This is a genomic window from Mycobacteroides sp. H001 (assembly GCF_001440005.1).
Lineage (GTDB): Bacteria > Actinomycetota > Actinomycetes > Mycobacteriales > Mycobacteriaceae > Mycobacterium > Mycobacterium gwanakae.
Genome location: NZ_LJYH01000034.1, coordinates 51,082 through 65,698 on the forward strand (window position 1 = coordinate 51,082; position 14,617 = coordinate 65,698).

Consider the following 14,617-nt stretch of genomic DNA (forward strand, 5'->3'; position numbering starts at 1 on the left):
TCGGGAGATGACAAAGCTCACATAAATCTGTTTGCATCGCTAACAGTTGTAGTTTCACAATGGTTGTGTGGAAGCAGCTGTCGGTGCGCTCAGTGAGCGCCGCAAGATCGTCATCCTGGGGTCTTGCTGTCTGAGTCTGCTCATCGTGTCGATGGATTCCACCATCGTGAACGTGGCGCTACCGACCATCCGGGCCGATTTCGGTGCCAGCACCTCGCAGCTGCAATGGGTCATCGACATCTACACCCTGGGGCTGGCCTCGCTGCTCATGCTCTCGGGTGCCGCGGGGGATCGGCTGGGGCGCCGGAAGGTTTTCCACATCGGGCTGTCGATCTTCGCGGTGGGTTCGCTGCTGTGCAGCGTGGCCCCCACCGTCGGGTTGCTCATCGCCGCGCGTCTGCTGCAGGCGGTGGGTGGCTCCATGCTCAATCCGGTTGCGCTGTCCATCATTTCGCAGGTCTTTACCGGGCGCGTGGAACGTGCCAGGGCGCTGGGCTTTTGGGGCGCGGTCGTCGGGATATCGATGGCGCTGGGCCCGATAGTCGGCGGGCTGCTGATCGAATGGGTGGGCTGGCGTGCCGTCTTCTGGATCAACCTGCCGGTGTGCGCGCTGGCGTTTACGCTGACGGCTATTTTCGTGCCGGAGAGCAAGTCGGCGACCATGCGCGACATGGACCCGGTGGGGCAGGTGCTCGCCGTGCTGTTCCTGTTCGGCATCGTGTTCACGCTCATCGAAGGGCCGTCGCTGGGATGGGCCGCGCCGCGGCTCATCGTGGTTCTGATCACCGCGCTGGCGGCATTCGCGGTGTTCCTCAGGTATGAGTCCCGGCGGCGACACCCCTTCATCGATCTGCGGTTCTTCCGCAGCATCCCGTTCGCGTCGGCCACCCTCACCGCGATATGTGCGTGCGTGGCATGGAGCGCGTTTCTGTTCACGATGTCGCTGTACCTACAGGGCGAGCGGCACTTCTCGGCCATGCATACCGGTTTGGTCTATCTGCCGATTGCCGTTGGCGCGCTGGTGTTCTCGCCGATATCGGGCCGTATGGTGGGCCGGTTCGGCGCCAGGCCGTCACTGTTGGCGGCGGGCGCGCTGTTCTTCACCGCCTCGCTGTTGCTCGCCCGGGTTACGGCGGCGACACCGATCTGGGAGCTCCTGGTGGTCTTCGCCATCTTCGGCGCGGGATTCTCCATGGTGAACGCACCGATCACTAATGCGGCGGTCAGCGGTATGCCGCTGGATCGCGCCGGCGCGGCCTCGGCGGTCACCTCCACGAGTCGTCAGGTGGGCGTAAGTATCGGTGTGGCACTGTGCGGTTCGATCGGTGCACCCGCGCTGTGGTTCATGTGTGCGGGCCTCGGGCTCGCCATCGCTACGCTCGGTATCGTGTCCACGTCACCGTTCGCGCTGCGCTCGGCGCAGCGACTCGCACCGCTCATCGAGAGCACTGCCTCACGGGAGGTTTCTCGTGTCGGATAGGCCCCTCGCGGATGAGGTCTGGCGCACCATGGCGAGCCTGGTACTGGACAATCGCGATGGTTGGCGTCGGACGGTCGTCGAGGCGACCGGCCTGCCGTTCAGTCGGGTGCGCATCCTGAGAAGGCTTGCGCGACACTCCATGACAGTGAAGGGAATCGCGGAGGCCACGGCGCTGGATGCTCCAGCGGCGACGGTCGCGGTGAGCGATCTGGAGCAGCGTGGGTTGGTGGTGCGTCGCGTCGATCCCGACAATCGACGGTGCAAGCGTGTGTCATTGACCGACGAAGGCCAGCGCCTGATAGCGGTCATCGCGGAGATGGACGATCCCGCACCGGCCGGTCTTGCCGGGCTGGCCGAGGGCGAGCTGGAATCCCTGCGCGTACTCCTGGAGAAGGCCACCGGCCCGACTGTGCACGACGGCTAGATCGAGGCGCGCAGTTCCGCGAGCAGAGGTTCGGCGGCCTCGGACAAGAAGCGATCCTGGCTGTCGCCGCCCACCTGCACCAGGGCGATATCGGTGAAGCCCGCCTTCGCGTAGGCACGGGCGTTCTCGATGATCGTGTCGAAATCCGGACCGCAGGGGATATGCCCCGCGACGTCTTCGGGCCGGACGAATTGTGTTGCGGCAGTGAATCCGGCGGGCGTGGGCAGGTCGGCGTTGACGGGCCAGCCCCCGGCGAACCAGCGGAACTCGGCGTGCGCGCGCTTTACCGCCGCGTCGCGGTCGGTGTCCCAGCAGATGGGCAGCTGACCGATCACGCGACTCTCCTTGGGCAGTGCGGCAGAGCGGCGCGCCTGGTGCCACGCGTCCACGATTTCCGATTCGGGTGCTACCGCGATCAGGTGGTCTGCGGCCGGAGCGAAACTCGCCGCGGTGTCACCACTGGATACCGCGACGCCGATCGGGACAGGTATGTCGGGCAGATCCCACAGTCGCGCCGAGTCGACCTGAAAGTACTCGCCCTTCCAGTCCACATGCTCACCGTCGAGCAGGTCGCGAATGATCTGGATTGCTTCTCTGAGCATCGCTTGGCGACGCTTGGCCGTCGGCCACCCATGACCGACGACGTGCTCGTTGAGGTTTTCGCCACTGCCCAGCCCCAAGGTGAATCGGCCGTCGGCGAGGATCTGCAGGGTCGCGGCCTTCTGCGCGACGACGGCCGGGTGGTAGCGCATAGTCGGGCACGTGACATACGTGGCCAGGTCGACTCGTTCGGTCGCCTGAGCCACCGCGCCCAGCACAGTCCAGGCGTACGGGGCGTGCCCCTGCGCACTGAGCCAGGGAGAGTAGTGGTCGCTGGACACTTCGAAGTCGAATCCGGCCTGCTCGGCGGAAACGGCGTAGCGAACAAGGTCTTTTGGTCCGCTCTGCTCGGTCATGAGGGTGTAGCCGAAACGTGTCATGTCCGTCGTGTACCCCGGTCGAGCGGGATGAAACGCTAGGTCGGTGCGGGCGGCGGCACTCAGTTAGCGTCGAGTACAGCCATTGCGGCGTGGTATCCGCCGAGACCGGACACACCGCCTCCGCGGCGGGACCCTGAGCCGCACAGCAGGATCCGGTCGTGGTCCGTGTCCACGCCCCAGCGTTGTGCGGCGGTCGCCAGCGGGTCGTCGTCCTCGGCGAACGGCCACTGCAATCCGCCGTGGAAGATGTTGCCCGCCGTCATGCCGAGGGCGTGCTCCAGATCGGCGGTGGTCTTGGTCTCGATACACGGGTCTCCGTGCGAGTCGGTGGCCAGCACATCGGTGATCGGCTCGGCCAGTACCGAATTCAGCGATGCAAGCACGGCGGTCTGCAGTTCCTCGCGCGTTGCGGACAGTCCGTGCGGTGTGTGCAGCCCGAACACTGTCAATGTCTGCACGCCGGATGCTCGCAGCTCTGGTGACAGAATGCTGGGGTCAGCCAGTGAATGACAGTAGATTTCACACGGCAACGGGTCAGGGGCGGCGCCCGCCTGTGCCTGCCGGTAGGCGTTCTCCAGCTGCGTGTATGTCTCGTTGATGTGGAAGGTGCCGCCGAAAGCCTGCTCCGGTGTGACCTTTTCATCTCGCAGGCGCGGCAGACGGGTTAGCAGCAGATTGACCTTGACCTGCGCCCCAGGCTGACCCTCCGGCGGATCTTCGCCGAGGAGACGGGCCAGCACGGTAGGCGTGACGCCGCTGAGTACACGCTCGCCGATTGCGGTGTGCTCATCGTCACCGGCCCGATAGCGCACCTCGCCCTCGGGATTGATCGACAAAACCTCTGCCCCGGTGCGCAGTTCGGCACCGTACCGTCGGGCGGCCGATTCCAGCGAGCCCGTCACAGCGCCCATGCCACCGATGGGGACGTCCCACGGATTCATCTGGTGATAGAGGAAGCAGATGTTCTGCTGCAGGGAAAGATCATCGGCACTGGCGATGGTTCCGATCAATGCGTCGGTGAGCAGGACTCCGCGTTGCAGGTCGTTGGGTGTGGCCGCACGGATCACCTCCCCGATGGGTGTCTCGATCAGCTGCTCCCAGGCCCCCGTGCGGATGTCGCTTCGGCGCCGCAGTGGCTCCAGCATCGAGTCCCACAATGGCCGGGTGACCGAATCGCAGAGTGCTCCGAACTCTGCGAAATCATTTGTGCTGGCGAGAAACCCGCTTCGGCCGCCGTCCTCGGGATCCGGCGTGTACGACGCGTACTTGCGTCGCGCCAGGCGTACATCCAATCCCAGGTCATCGATGATCTGCCGCGGCATCAGGCTCACCAGGTATGAGTAGCGCGACAGCCGGGCGTCCACGCCCTCGAATGCTGGTGCCGAGATCGCCGCCCCGCCGAGCACGTCGAGCCGCTCCAGTAACAGCACCCGCTTGCCTGCGCGCGCCAGATACGCCGCGGCGGTCAAGGCATTGTGTCCGCCACCGACGATTACGGTGTCATACCTATCGGTCATGACCTAACGATAGGGTCGATCGCATGACGAAACCCGAGATCGATTTTCAGCCAGGTCCAGCGCCCACCGAACTGGTCATCAAGGACATCACCGTCGGTGATGGCGCGGAGGCCGCACCCGGATCGGTCGTCAACGTTCACTACGTCGGTGTCGAGTTCGAGAGCGGCGAGGAGTTCGACAGCTCGTGGAACCGCGGCGAGTCCATCGAGTTCCCGCTCGATGCGCTCATCCAGGGTTGGCAGGACGGTATCCCCGGCATGAAGGTGGGCGGACGTCGCCAGCTCACGGTGCCGCCGGCGCAGGCCTACGGCGAGGCGGGTGCGGGGCATCAGCTGTCGGGTAAGACGCTGGTGTTCGTGATCGACCTGCTTGGCGCGCGCTAGGGCTAATGCCCTGGGAGGCGCAGCACCAGTCGTGCGCCTCCCAGCGGGCTGGACTCCAAAGCCGCTGTGCCGCCATGGAGTTCGGCCTGCTGTGCCACCAGTGCCAGACCCAGGCCGGAGCCGGTGTGTGATGCGGTGGAGCCGCGGGAGAACCGTTCGAAAACCAGCTCGCGCTCGGCCTCGGGGATACCGCTGCCGTTGTCGTCGATGGCGATCTCCACGCCGTGCACGGTGCTGATCGCGGAGAGCCGGACTTCCGATGCGCCTCCGTGGCGGACCGCATTCTTGATCGCGTTGTCGATCACCAGCCGCAGCCCGGCGGGCAACCCCAGCATCAAGATGGTCGACGAGGGGACCAGAGACACCTCGACATTCGGATAGCTGCGGTCTGCATCATGCGCGGCGCGGTCTAGCAGCTCGGTGATATCGACCGGTACGTGGTCGTCCTCGGTGGTCAGGTCGCCCTGTGCGAGCCGTTCGAGCGCAGAAAGCGTTGCCTCGATGCGAGTTTGGGTCCGCACTGTCTCTTCGAGGATTTCGGCCCGCTGGTCCTCGCTGAGGTTCAGGGTGGAGAGCACCTCAAGGTTGGTCCGCATCGCGGTGAGCGGGGTGCGCAGCTCATGTGAGGCCACCGCGGAGAAGTCGCGTGCGGTTTCGAGGGCCGCCTTGGTCTTTTCCTGTTCGGTGTTGATGCGTTCGAGCATTCCCTCGACCGCCTCGGAGATTTCGACGGCCTCGCGCACGCCGCGCACGTTCACGTCGTCCGGGTTGGATTGTGCGTTGATGAGACGGGCCTGCTGCGCCAGCAGCCGGAAGGGGCTCACCACGATGAGGGAGATCACCCAGCCCACGATCACGGTCCCGATCAGTACGCCGCTACAGATCGCGAGGATGCGGATGTGGTACCGGTCGATCTGCCGTTGGGTCTCGGCGATTGGGGCACCCACCGCCACGGGGATGTTGCCCGGGGCGATGAACGACCGGACCCGGTATTCGACGCCGTTGATGGTGGTGTTGGCGTAGCCGGGTTCCAGCAGCGGCAGTTCCACTTCACTGGGTATGGACTTGGTCAGCCCGGCCACGCGGGCGGTGAGCACCAGGCCGTCGGGGGTGTCGATCTTCCCTTCCGAACTGATCACCGAATTCAGCAGGCTTGAGACGGCACCCAGGCTGGACACCGAGTCCAGCCGGCGATCCAGCTGGCTGTTCTGGTCATCTTCCACACCGAGCCACACCCAGGTGCCCAGCGTGACGACGAGTGCCATCACCCCGAGCGCGGCGATCGCGACAAGGGTGCGCAGTGAGAAGACCCGCATGGGCCGCTCCAGCAGTCGGTACGCCAGATCGGTAATCCGCTGGCTGCGGTGCTTACTGGGAGTGGTCATCGAGAGTTACTGCGAACGCAACACGAACCCGACACCGCGCACGGTGTGCAGCAGGCGAGGCGCGCCACTGGTCTCCAGCTTGCGGCGCAGGTATCCGATGAAGACGTCGACGACGTTGGTGTCGGCGGCGAAGTCGTATCCCCACACCAGCTCGAGCAGCTGGGCCCGGGACAGCACCGCGGTCTTGTGTTCGGCCAATACGGCCAGCAGATCGAACTCGCGCTTGGTGAGGTCCACCTCGACGCCGTTGATCCGGGCGCGCCGACCGGGGATCTCGACCTCAAGAGGGCCGACGGTGATGGTCTCGGTGGACGAGGTCGCTACCGCGCCGCGGCGGCGCAGCAGGGCCTTTACCCGGGCCACCAGCTCGGCGAGCACGAAGGGTTTGGTCAGGTAGTCGTCGGCGCCCGCCTCCAGGCCCGCGACGCGATCATCCACCGAGGTGCGCGCGGACAGCACGCAGACGGGTACGTCGTTGTCCATCGCGCGCAGCGCGGTCACCACGCTGACGCCGTCGAGGACGGGCATGTTGATATCGAGCACGATCGCATCCGGGCGATGCTCGGTGGCGCAGCGCAGCGCTTCGGCGCCGTCGCTCGCGGTATTCACCTCAAAGCCGGACAGGCGCAGGCCACGCTCCAGCGAGGCGAGCACGTCGGCGTCGTCGTCCACCACCAGTACCCGCGGGGAGGGGTGCCCGGCATCTGGTGATGAGCCGCTTGCGCGAAGTCCATCAGGCATGTCTGCCATCTTGCCCGATGCAGTGCTCAAAACGTTCCATCTGCGGACGTCGGTGCCGTCCCGTGCGTCGCCAGTATCATGAAAGCTGATAATCCGGCGACCCATACCGAAAGCTTGCGCATGCCAACAAACGCACCTGTAAAGCTAGTCTCCTCTGTTGCTGGCGTTTGCGCCGTCCTTGGTTTGGGGCTGCTTTCCGGGGGTGTGGGTGTCGCTCACGCCGACCCCGCCTTCCCGGATCTGAACGGGTTCGCCGCGGTGGCACCCGACGGATTCTTCGTGACCAACGAAAACTCTTCGGTCCGCTCGATCCACTTCTCCACCCCCGACGGAATCGGTTGTATGTTCCGTGCCTCGGCGAACATCACGCCCACCTCGCGTCAGCGGCTCAGCTGCGATGGTGCCGTGCCCGGGATTCCGGGCGATGCCCAGAACGCCCCGAACGTGCCCGGTGTCGGTGGCGCGAGCGCCAATGTGCCCGGACTGGGCGGAGTGAACATCCCAGGTGTCGGCACCTGCCCGATGGGCACCGTCGCGCAGAAGGGCGATGGCGCCTTCGAAATCAGCAAGGGCGCCTGGTCCTGTGGCACCAAACCGGAGGCGCCGGTGCTCAACGTCGGGCAGAAGCTCACCTATGGCAACGTCACGTGTGCTGTCGGTGCGGGCAGTCTGACCGCCTGTCAGGTGACCATGGGCGATCAGAAGCACGGTTTCGTACTGCAGCCCTCAGGCAGCACGTCCTTCTAGATAGTTCATCAGCTCGACGACGGCGGCACGCGATGCCCGGTTGGCGCCGATGGTGCTGGCCGAGGACCCGTACCCCAGCAGGTGGACGGCGGGTTGTCCCGCGACCTGAGTGAGCAGGCGGCCGGTCATGGTGATGCCGCCGCGGCTGTTGCGCAGGTGTAGCGGTGCCAGGTGATCCAGCGCGTGCCGGAATCCGGTACACCACAGGATCACGTCGACATCCAGTGTGCTGCCGTCGGGCCAGGTCACACCGGTCGGGGTGATGCGGCTGAACATGGGCCGTCGGGCCAGCACGCCGCGCTGCGCGGCTTCGGCGATCTCGGGTGTCCAGGGCAGTCCGGTCGCGGACACCACCGAGCGTTGTGGTTCGCCTTGCCGGGACCGTTCATCGACGCCGGCGACCGCGGCCCGCAGTCGATCGACGGTGAAATCGGTGACGAACACCGGCTCGCGCCGGGTCACCCACGATGTGCGGGTGACCGTCGATATCTCGCCCAGTAATTGGGCCGCCGACACTCCGCCCCCGACCACCAGCACGTGCTTGCCGGCGAACTCCTCCGGTGTCCGGTAGTCGTGGGTGTGCAGCTGACGTCCCCCGAAGGTGGCCGAGCCCGCGGCGAAGGGGATGAACGGTTTGTCCCAGGTCCCGGTCGCGTTGATCAGCCCACGGACCGTGAAATCGCCCGCGGAGGTTGCGAGCGAGAAGCCGTCCGCAATTGCCTGCACCTCGCGCACGTGCACGGGCCGACGGACATCAAGGGCGTAGCGATGTTCGTACTCGTCGAAGTAACGGGGCATGGCGGTCGACGCCTTGATGGTGCCCGTCTCCTCGAACGGCAGCCCGGGCAGTTGATAGATGCGGTTGGTGTTGTCGAGCGTCAACGTGGGCCAGCGGAACTGCCACGCTCCGCCCGGGCCGGGGGAGTGATCAAGGATGACAAATCCGCCGCCGGGCTCAAGGCCGCGACGCCGGAGGAAGTACCCCGCGGCGATCCCGGCCTGCCCGCCACCAATCACGGCGACGGTAGTCATGGGCGCCATATTAGGGTGGTTGCCATGATCGGTGTAACTAGCGACGGTCCCGTCACCACCATTGAGCTGCAGCGCCCAGAACGGCGTAATGCGGTGACCTACGAGTTGGCGCTCGCCTTCGCCGAGGAGGTCCGCAAGGCCGCCGAAACGGCGCGCGTCATCGTCATCACCGGGCAGGGCACCTCGTTCTGCGCGGGTGCCGACCTGTCCAGCGGCGCTCCTGATCCCGATAAGTTCGCAGACGCCTGGCAGCACTCGATCAAGAGCATCGACGCCGCCGACATTCCGGTCATCGCCGCCGTCAACGGCCCCGCCATCGGTGCCGGTGTCATGCTGGCGATGGTGGCCGACCTGCGTGTGGTCTCCGAGACCGCGCGCTTCCAGTTCCCGGTCGCCAAATACGGTATCGCCCTGGATAACTGGAGCATCCGCAGACTGTCCTCGTTGGTCGGTTACGGACGCGCACGCGGCATGCTGCTGGCCGCTGAGCCGCTCGACGCGCAGGCTGCCTTGCAGACCGGCATGGCCAACCGCATCGGAGAGCTTGCCGACGCGCAGGCATGGGCGGCCGAGCTGGCCGGGTTTGCGCCGCTGGCCCTCAAGCATGCCAAGCGGGTGCTCAACGACGACGGTGCGTTCGAGGACCAGCTGCCCGAGCACAAGGTGCTGTTCGACAAGGCGTGGAGTAGCCAAGACATCATCGAGGCTCAGGTCGCGCGAATTCAGAAGCGTCCCCCGAACTTCCAGGGAGCCTGAGCGTGCGGGCGCTCTGGGTTGGCGCCGGCGCAGCTCTTGCGTCGACGTGGTTCGGGCGCGCCCTGCGTGACGTCCCGCGAACGCTGGGCGCCAGCAAGGAGCGCATCGCCGAGGTTGCGCAGGGATCACCGCAGTACCGTGGTGGTTCCTTCCATAACGCCGAACCGGCACGGCAGTTTTCGCCTGATGCCGAGGCCACCACGGTGGTGTGGGATGTGATCACCCGGCGTAGCGCGGGTGCGCCTAAAGGCCAAGTGCCGCTCGTGGTCCCTGAACTTGGCGGTCCGCCTGCCGATTTGGCCGCCACCTGGTTCGGGCATTCCAGTGTGCTCGTAGAGGTCGACGGGTATCGGGTGCTCACCGATCCGGTATGGAGCGACAGATGCTCGCCCTCTCGAGCCGTTGGGCCGCATCGTCAGCATCCTGTCCCGGTGGAGCTGTCGGCATTGCCCGCGCTGGACGCCGTGGTGATTAGTCACGACCACTACGACCATCTCGATATGGACTCCATCATCGCGCTGACCCGGAGCCAGAACGCGGTTTTCGTGGTGCCGCTCGGGGTAGGCGCGCACCTGCGCAGCTGGGGTGTCTCACCGGCGCGGGTCATCGAGCTCGACTGGGACCAGAGTCATCAGCTCGGAAAGCTCACGCTCACCTGCACGCAGGCCCGGCATTTCTCCGGCAGGTCGCTGTCCCGCAACACCACGCTGTGGGCATCTTGGTCCATCGCCGGACCGAAAAATAAGGTGTTTTTCGGTGGCGACACCGGATACACCAAGGCTTTCAAGGTCATTGGTGACACCTACGGGCCCTTTGATCTGACGCTGTTGCCGGTCGGTGCCTACAACACCTCGTGGGCCGATATCCACATGAACCCCGAAGAGGCCGTCCAGACCCACCTGGATCTCGCGACGTCTCAGGCCCCACTCCTGCCGATCCACTGGGCGACGTTCAACCTGGCCCTGCATCCGTGGGCCGAGCCGATCGAGCGGTTACTCACCGCCGCCGACGAGCAGGGCGTCACTGTCGTGGCGCCCAAGCCCGGGCAACGGGCCGATATGCGGCAGCCCGTTGCCCCCGACGGCTGGTGGCGTCTTTCCTAACGCTTGTGCGCTTGAAGCAGGAACGCGGGCTGCTTATTGCGTCCCTTCTCGTCCTTGTGGAACAGCGGCATGTCGAAGTTGGCGCCGGGTATCACCTCGGGGATGTTCGAGTGGATGAATGCCGGACTCAGCTCGTCGATTACCCAGTACGGTTCGACCGCCGCGCGTAGCTCGTCCTCGGTGACGGCGTTGGGGCCGATTCCCGGTGGGAAGGCGCCTACCGCGAAGACCAACACGTAGTACGACGCCTCCGGCGCCGCTGCACGGGAAATCGACCGTTGGTAGGCCTCGCGGGCCTCGACCGGGATCGAGTGGAACAACGTGCTGTCGACGATGGTGTTGAAGCGCCCGTCGTATCCGGAGAACTTGGTGATGTCGGCGACCTCGAAGCTGGCGTTGGACAGTCCGCGTTCGGCCGCAGCGCTGCGAGCGGCCTCGATGGCCGTGGGCGATAGGTCGAGCCCGACAGTGACATGTCCCAATGCCGCCAGCCGCAGCGCGGTTTCGGCGTGGCCGCATCCGACATCCAGGACAGAACCATGGAACTTGCCCGCATCGATCAGCGCCGCGAGTTCGGGCTGAGGCTCGCCGATGTTCCACGGCGGATCGCCTTGGAAGAGCTCACCCTTGCCTTGATATGTGGCGTCCCAGTCCGGAAGTTCATTCGATGTCATACCACCTGACATTACCCGCGTCGACCGGGAATGTGGCGGGACAATCCGGCCAAATAATTGCGCAAGGTTCCCACTCGGCAGCCGTGCCAGGCGCGCGCCGGTCGCTACTCTGCAGGGGTGGCAACGATCGAGGGATTGACCGTCGGCGGATTGACCGCCGCTGACGTCGCTGAGCGCGTGGCGCAGGGGAAGACCAATGATGTCCCCTCGCGTGCGGCACGCAGTGTGTCGGACATCGTGCGAGCCAACGTGTTCACCCGGATCAACGCCATTCTCGGGGTGCTGTTGGTCATCGTGCTGTCCACCGGCTCGGTCATCAACGGTGCGTTCGGTCTGCTGATCATCGCCAACAGTGCGGTCGGCATCATTCAGGAGCTGCGCGCCAAGCAGACGCTCGACAAGCTGGCGATCGTCGGTCAGACCCGTCCCATGGTGCGCCGCGACGGTGCCGCGACAGCACTCGCGCCCAACGAAGTGGTTCTCGATGACGTCATCGAGCTGGGGCCCGGAGATCAGATCGTGGTGGACGGCGAGGTCATCGAGGAGGCCGCTCTTGAGGTCGACGAGTCGCTGCTGACCGGAGAAGCCGATCCCATCGACAAGACCGTTGGCTCTCCGGTGCTTTCGGGCAGCTTCGTGGTGGCGGGCAGCGGCGCGTACCGGGCGACCAAGGTGGGCCGTGAGGCATACGCGGCCAAGCTGGCCGAGGAGGCGTCCAAGTTCACCCTGGTGCATTCCGAATTGCGCAACGGCATCAACAAGATCCTGCAGTTCATCACTTACTTGCTGTTGCCCGCGGGTGCGCTGATCATTTACACCCAGCTGTTCACCACCGATGACAGTTGGCAGGAATCGGTACTCCGGATGGTGGGTGCCCTGGTCCCTATGGTTCCCGAGGGGCTCGTGCTGATGACGTCAATCGCCTTCGCGGTGGGTGTGATTCGCCTGGGTCGGCGCCAGTGCCTGGTGCAGGAGCTGCCCGCCATCGAGGGGCTGGCCCGGGTGGACACGGTCTGCGCCGACAAGACCGGCACCCTCACCGAGAATGGGATGCGGCTCTCGGATGTGAAAACGCTGGACGGCGGCGGCGATCAGGCGGATGCGCTGACGGCGCTGTCGCAACTGGCGGCCGATGACCCGCGGCCCAACGCAAGCATCGCCGCCATCGCCGAGGCATACGACACCCCGCCGGGCTGGAAATCGACGGCGATAGCGCCCTTCTCGTCGGCTAAGAAGTGGAGCGGCGCATCCTACGGTGAGCATGGCAACTGGGTGATCGGTGCCCCCGATGTACTTCTCGACCCGACCGACCCGATCGCCACGGCGGCCGAAGAGATCGGTTCCCGGGGCCTGCGGGTGCTGTTGCTTGCCTCGGCGGAGCTGCCGGTCGACGACGCCCACGCACCCGGTGCCATCACCGCACGTGCGCTGGTGGTGTTGGAACAGAAGATTCGCCCCGATGCGCGTGACACCCTTGAATACTTTGCCTCTCAGCATGTCTCGATCAAGGTGATCTCCGGTGATAACGCGGTGTCGGTGAGCGCAGTGGCTCAGACGCTGGGGCTCTCCGGCGCCGCCATCGACGCGCGCACCCTGCCTTCTGATACCGACAAACTGGCCGACACCCTTGCCGATGCCACCACCTTCGGGCGGGTGCGGCCCGATCAGAAGCGGGCGATGGTCAAGGCGCTGCAGTCGCACGGCCATACCGTGGCGATGACCGGTGACGGTGTCAACGACGTGCTCGCACTCAAGGATGCCGACATCGGTGTGGCGATGGGTGCTGGCAGCTCGGCCTCACGTGCGGTGGCTCAGATTGTCTTGTTGGACAACAAGTTCGCCACCTTGCCCTATGTGGTTGCCGAGGGACGGCGCGTCATCGGCAATATCGAACGGGTTTCCAACCTGTTCCTCACCAAGACGGTGTACTCGGTGCTGCTCGCGCTGACGGTTGGGCTTGCGGGACTGGGCTCGAAGATCTTCCACTACGGCGCGGTGCCGTTTCCGTTCCAGCCGATCCACGTCACTATCGCCGCCTGGTTCACCATCGGTATTCCGGCGTTCATTCTGTCGCTGGCGCCCAACAATGAACGCGCACAGACGGGATTCGTGCGCCGGGTGATGATGTCGGCTATTCCGTCGGGCCTGACGGTGGGCATCGCGACGTTCCTGTCCTATCTGTTGGCTCGTCAGATTCTCCACGTCACGGGGAACAGCACGCAGGCGTCGACCGCCGCGCTGATCACCGAACTTGTTGCGGCGGTGTGGGTGCTCGCCGTGGTGGCACGTCCCTATCGCTGGTGGCGGGTGGCGCTGGTGGCGTTCTCGGGCCTGGGCTACGCGGTGATCTTTGCTATCCCCTTGGCGCGAGAGACATTCATGCTCGATCCGGGCAATCTGGCGGTCACCGGGCCCGCGTTGGGCATCGGTGTCGCGGCGGCCGCCGTGATCGAGGTGTTGTGGTGGCTGCAGGGCAAGTGGTCTGGTCAGCCCCGCCATTTCTGGGCCACCAACGACGACTGAGTCGCCGCAGATAATTCGGGTGCGCGGCATCGCAGCTGTTCGCTATCTTTGCTGACGCGGAGATCAAGCGGCGTCCCGGCATCGCCGGTCGGCGTAACGCTACGGCGAATTCCCCCCGCCGGCCCGCGATGCGGCCCGGAAGTCGTTCCTCCGCAACGGAATTACAACGTCAGAGGTAAGAGAGGTGAATAAGGATGAGTATGTGGGAAGAGATCTTCGGGCAGAAGATCACGATCATGCAATGGCAGCGCGGTGTGCTGTACCGCGACGGCGTGTTCAAGGCGGTGCTGACACCAGGCGTGCATTACACGCGCCCGCGTACCGACACCTTGGTCACCGTGGACATGCGTGCGCAGTCGATTCAGGTGGTCGGTCAAGATGTGCTGACCGTCGATGGTTTCACCGTGAAGGTATCGGCGGCGGTCGAGTACAAGGTGTCCGTGCCGGACGTTTTCGCCACCGCCGAGAGTGGCTCGGTGCACTGGGGCATCTACCTGCGTGCTCAGCTGCGGGTGCGTGACGCCGTCGCTGCATTGACGCTCGATGAGCTGTTGGCTCAGCGGGGGCAGTTTCTGGGCGCCGATGCCGTTGCGAGGCTTGCGGCCGAGGCCGAGGAGTTCGGCGTCACGGTGACCCGGTTCGTCGTCAAGGACATCATGCTGTCCGGCGAGGTACGTAAGGCACTGGCCGGGCCGCTGTTGGCCCGTGAGGCGGGTAAGGCCCAGTTGGAGCGGGCCCGCGCCGAGGCCGCCGTGCTGCGCTCGATGGCCAACACCGCCAAGCTGCTGCGGGAGAATCCGGAGCTGCTGCAGCTGCGGACCCTGGAGTCGGTGGCGGACGGCAAGGCAATGGTCGTCCTCAACCGCTGAGTG

At 65.4% G+C, this 14,617-nt stretch carries 14 protein-coding genes; 8 read left to right on the forward strand and 6 right to left on the reverse strand.

Going from position 1 to position 14,617, the window contains the following annotated elements:
* The first annotated feature begins 67 nt into the window (after positions 1–67).
* Together AOT83_RS16730 and AOT83_RS16735 are read left to right on the forward strand one after the other, a co-directional pair.
* Positions 68–1,480 (forward strand): DHA2 family efflux MFS transporter permease subunit, encoded by a 1,413-nt coding sequence (locus tag AOT83_RS16730; protein ID WP_057966579.1) that lies wholly within the window; start codon positions 68–70, stop codon positions 1,478–1,480.
* A gap of 28 nt (positions 1,481–1,508) precedes the next feature.
* Positions 1,509–1,904 (forward strand): MarR family transcriptional regulator, encoded by a 396-nt coding sequence (locus tag AOT83_RS16735; RefSeq protein WP_057966578.1) that lies wholly within the window; start codon positions 1,509–1,511, stop codon positions 1,902–1,904.
* On the opposite strand, the gene AOT83_RS16740 is transcribed toward AOT83_RS16735, so the two are convergent.
* Both AOT83_RS16740 and AOT83_RS16745 read right to left on the reverse strand, forming a co-directional pair.
* Positions 1,901–2,884 carry an LLM class F420-dependent oxidoreductase gene (locus AOT83_RS16740; RefSeq protein ID WP_057966577.1) on the reverse strand — a complete coding sequence of 328 codons (984 nt, stop codon included), beginning with the start codon at positions 2,882–2,884 and terminating at the stop codon, positions 1,901–1,903. The two genes, AOT83_RS16735 and AOT83_RS16740, sit on opposite strands and share 4 nt — an antisense overlap.
* A gap of 59 nt (positions 2,885–2,943) precedes the next feature.
* Positions 2,944–4,401, reverse strand: a complete 1,458-nt coding sequence (locus AOT83_RS16745) for an NAD(P)/FAD-dependent oxidoreductase (protein WP_057966576.1) — start codon at positions 4,399–4,401, stop codon at positions 2,944–2,946.
* A 23-nt stretch (positions 4,402–4,424) separates the two neighbouring features.
* Here AOT83_RS16745 and AOT83_RS16750 point away from each other — a divergent pair, with 23 nt between their 5' ends.
* Positions 4,425–4,784: an FKBP-type peptidyl-prolyl cis-trans isomerase gene (locus tag AOT83_RS16750; RefSeq protein WP_030094367.1), complete on the forward strand. Its 360-nt coding sequence runs from the start codon at positions 4,425–4,427 to the stop codon at positions 4,782–4,784.
* Between the two features lie 2 nt (positions 4,785–4,786).
* Here AOT83_RS16750 and AOT83_RS16755 read toward each other — a convergent pair whose 3' ends face one another.
* Both AOT83_RS16755 and AOT83_RS16760 read right to left on the reverse strand, forming a co-directional pair.
* Positions 4,787–6,100, reverse strand: a complete 1,314-nt coding sequence (locus tag AOT83_RS16755) for a HAMP domain-containing sensor histidine kinase (RefSeq protein ID WP_046255527.1) — start codon at positions 6,098–6,100, stop codon at positions 4,787–4,789.
* A 75-nt stretch (positions 6,101–6,175) separates the two neighbouring features.
* Positions 6,176–6,910 (reverse strand): response regulator transcription factor, encoded by a 735-nt coding sequence (locus AOT83_RS16760; RefSeq protein WP_046255528.1) that lies wholly within the window; start codon positions 6,908–6,910, stop codon positions 6,176–6,178.
* Positions 6,911–7,030: 120 nt separating this feature from the next.
* On the opposite strand from AOT83_RS16760, the gene AOT83_RS16765 reads away from it, so the two are divergent.
* Complete coding sequence (locus AOT83_RS16765) at positions 7,031–7,657, forward strand: hypothetical protein (RefSeq protein WP_057966575.1); 627 nt, start codon at positions 7,031–7,033, stop codon at positions 7,655–7,657.
* Here AOT83_RS16765 and AOT83_RS16770 read toward each other — a convergent pair.
* Positions 7,637–8,698, reverse strand: coding sequence for an NAD(P)-binding domain-containing protein (locus tag AOT83_RS16770; protein ID WP_057966574.1), 1,062 nt, complete (start codon positions 8,696–8,698; stop codon positions 7,637–7,639). The genes AOT83_RS16765 and AOT83_RS16770 overlap by 21 nt on opposite strands.
* Positions 8,699–8,713: 15 nt before the next feature.
* Here AOT83_RS16770 and AOT83_RS16775 point away from each other — a divergent pair, with 15 nt between their 5' ends.
* Positions 8,714–9,445 (forward strand): enoyl-CoA hydratase, encoded by a 732-nt coding sequence (locus tag AOT83_RS16775; RefSeq protein WP_057966573.1) that lies wholly within the window; start codon positions 8,714–8,716, stop codon positions 9,443–9,445.
* 2 nt (positions 9,446–9,447) lie between these two features.
* Positions 9,448–10,548 (forward strand): MBL fold metallo-hydrolase, encoded by a 1,101-nt coding sequence (locus AOT83_RS16780; RefSeq protein WP_057966572.1) that lies wholly within the window; start codon positions 9,448–9,450, stop codon positions 10,546–10,548.
* Here the strand turns inward: AOT83_RS16780 and AOT83_RS16785 are convergent.
* On the reverse strand, positions 10,545–11,222 hold the full coding sequence (locus AOT83_RS16785) for a class I SAM-dependent methyltransferase (protein WP_057966571.1): 678 nt from the start codon (positions 11,220–11,222) through the stop codon (positions 10,545–10,547). The two genes, AOT83_RS16780 and AOT83_RS16785, sit on opposite strands and share 4 nt — an antisense overlap.
* 117 nt (positions 11,223–11,339) lie before the next feature.
* Between AOT83_RS16785 and AOT83_RS16790 the strand changes: the two genes are divergently transcribed.
* Both AOT83_RS16790 and AOT83_RS16795 read left to right on the forward strand, forming a co-directional pair.
* Positions 11,340–13,745, forward strand: coding sequence for a cation-translocating P-type ATPase (locus AOT83_RS16790; RefSeq protein WP_057966570.1), 2,406 nt, complete (start codon positions 11,340–11,342; stop codon positions 13,743–13,745).
* A gap of 194 nt (positions 13,746–13,939) precedes the next feature.
* The gene (locus AOT83_RS16795; protein ID WP_078343184.1) at positions 13,940–14,614 is read left to right on the forward strand and encodes a slipin family protein; all 675 of its coding nucleotides are present in this window, start codon (positions 13,940–13,942) and stop codon (positions 14,612–14,614) included.
* The last annotated feature ends 3 nt before the right edge of the window (positions 14,615–14,617 follow it).

Bases quoted from the DNA above. Each gene is read 5' to 3' on its own strand.
- AOT83_RS16735 (WP_057966578.1), top strand. From the start codon at position 1,509: ATGGCGAGCCTGGTACTGGACAATCGCGATGGTTGGCGTCGGACGGTC.
- AOT83_RS16740 (WP_057966577.1), bottom strand. From the start codon at position 2,884: ATGACACGTTTCGGCTACACCCTCATGACCGAGCAGAGCGGACCAAAA.
- AOT83_RS16745 (WP_057966576.1), bottom strand. From the start codon at position 4,401: ATGACCGATAGGTATGACACCGTAATCGTCGGTGGCGGACACAATGCC.
- AOT83_RS16750 (WP_030094367.1), top strand. From the start codon at position 4,425: ATGACGAAACCCGAGATCGATTTTCAGCCAGGTCCAGCGCCCACCGAA.
- AOT83_RS16755 (WP_046255527.1), bottom strand. From the start codon at position 6,100: ATGCGGGTCTTCTCACTGCGCACCCTTGTCGCGATCGCCGCGCTCGGG.
- AOT83_RS16760 (WP_046255528.1), bottom strand. From the start codon at position 6,910: ATGCCTGATGGACTTCGCGCAAGCGGCTCATCACCAGATGCCGGGCAC.
- AOT83_RS16765 (WP_057966575.1), top strand. From the start codon at position 7,031: ATGCCAACAAACGCACCTGTAAAGCTAGTCTCCTCTGTTGCTGGCGTT.
- AOT83_RS16770 (WP_057966574.1), bottom strand. From the start codon at position 8,698: ATGGCGCCCATGACTACCGTCGCCGTGATTGGTGGCGGGCAGGCCGGG.
- AOT83_RS16775 (WP_057966573.1), top strand. From the start codon at position 8,714: ATGATCGGTGTAACTAGCGACGGTCCCGTCACCACCATTGAGCTGCAG.
- AOT83_RS16785 (WP_057966571.1), bottom strand. From the start codon at position 11,222: ATGACATCGAATGAACTTCCGGACTGGGACGCCACATATCAAGGCAAG.
- AOT83_RS16795 (WP_078343184.1), top strand. From the start codon at position 13,940: ATGAGTATGTGGGAAGAGATCTTCGGGCAGAAGATCACGATCATGCAA.